The following is a 1,805-nucleotide window of genomic DNA, read 5'->3' on the forward strand; positions in this document are numbered from 1 at the left end:
GCATAAATTAAAAATAATGGTCAAAATATTTGGATTTTAACATAGAAAGCAGATAAGGACATCGACACCTATAAAGGGGTATCTATTGATTGTCCATATACCTTTGCTCGCCGCACTTACAAGGCTATGCCGTATTTTCAAATAACAGAACCATTTGTTTCCGGCAGCGATTTTTTTGAAATGGTGGATCATTATCTGCAGTTAATGAAGATAATAGAGTCAGAACTAACAAGCAAGAGTGAATTTGATGAAATCCGACCATATTTAGAAATGAATAATTGCAGCATAGGAATGAAACATGTAAGGAAACTATACAAAGCTTCTATTCTACTATATTATGACCGTTTCCATGAGTTTGACCCTTTAGCATTGAAGAAACTCTTTATGTGGGCTTTTATGCTGCGTATTGAGCTGAATAATCTATCGTTCGATTCCATAAACAAATATGCAATTGGAGACGGAATATTCAATAATAAGCCTGTATTTTCTATGATTACACAAGCACGGAAACATACTGAAATTGGGAACACAATAATCAATATTCCAAATTCAAAAGAATTGTCTTACAATAATTGCGTAGAAGAACGTCAGATGCTACATGAACTATTAACAAACATGAAACATAAAGGATTTTAGAATATGGTTACCGGAATTCATATTATCACTAACGAAAAGAACATTTTCACAAATGAGCATTACATTGTGCCTCTGTATCAACGTGGATATGCATGGGAGGAAAAACATATTGTTCAACTAATAGATGACATTATGGATGTTCCTAACGATTCACAATATTATATCGGGTCATTAATAGTACATCGTAGAAATGATGCATATGAAGTTATTGATGGCCAACAACGCCTGACAACACTATTTTTGTTACTAAATTATCTTGAAGAAATCCATAACAAAGAACACGTAGCTCTTAGGTTTGACTGCAGAGCTAAAAGCAACTACACTCTGGAACACATCAATGAAATAGTTTCAGAAACATCTCATGTCCTAATTGATGATAGCAACATCCAGCAAGAGCTTTTAAGTGGTTACAATATCATTAGAGATAAACTCAAAAGCATAGATATAAAAAAACTAAAGAATAATCTCTGCAAAACGGTGTTGTATCGCATTGAAGTGCCGAAGCATACAGATCTTAACCATTATTTTGAGATAATGAATACACGCGGTGAACAACTGGAGCAGAGCGATGTACTCAAAGCTAACCTAATGGCTTATTTGCAAGGAGACAAAAAGTGGCAAGAAATTTTTGCTACAATATGGGATGCTTGCAGAAATATTGATGGTTATATCCAAATGCATTTCCCAAAAAATATAAGAGAGGAAATTTTTGGATCATATTGGAATGAATTACCTGTAAAAAGAATAAAGGATTATCTCAATTTATCTATCTCGAAGAAACAGACTAATGGTCATTCTATTAAAGAGGCTATAAGTACTGACTTCAAAATAACTTCGGAAGAGGCATCAAACGAAAGAAATCAGAAAACACGATTTGAAAGTATCATCAATTTCTCATATTTTCTTCTACATACACTTCGTGTCTTTGTCCATCAAGAACACATCACATCGCAGACAGACTTGCTTGACAAAATGTTGGATGACAAAAAATTAGTAGATGCATTTGACCGCGTGATTCGTCAGGGTGAAATCAACAATAAACCCATTAACCCCCAATATTTTGTTAAAAGTTTTATCATCTGTTTGCTCAGGACTCGCTATCTATTTGATTTATATATTACTCAAGTTTCGGATTTAGACTTTGAGGTTGAATTTATTGTATAAAAAAG

2 protein-coding genes are annotated in these 1,805 nt (G+C 33.5%); both read left to right on the forward strand.

Annotation, left to right across the window (positions count from 1 at the left end):
• The first annotated feature begins 60 nt into the window (after positions 1-60).
• Positions 61-636 carry a DUF7834 domain-containing protein gene (locus tag KM934_RS12685; protein WP_449555715.1) on the forward strand — a complete coding sequence of 192 codons (576 nt, stop codon included), beginning with the start codon at positions 61-63 and terminating at the stop codon, positions 634-636.
• A 3-nt stretch (positions 637-639) separates the two neighbouring features.
• A complete protein-coding gene (locus KM934_RS12690; RefSeq protein ID WP_215760976.1) occupies positions 640-1,800 on the forward strand; it encodes a DUF262 domain-containing protein in 1,161 nt (386 codons plus the stop codon).
• Positions 1,801-1,805: the final 5 nt, after the last annotated feature.

The organism is Hallella faecis (assembly GCF_018789675.1).
Lineage (GTDB): Bacteria > Bacteroidota > Bacteroidia > Bacteroidales > Bacteroidaceae > Prevotella > Prevotella faecis.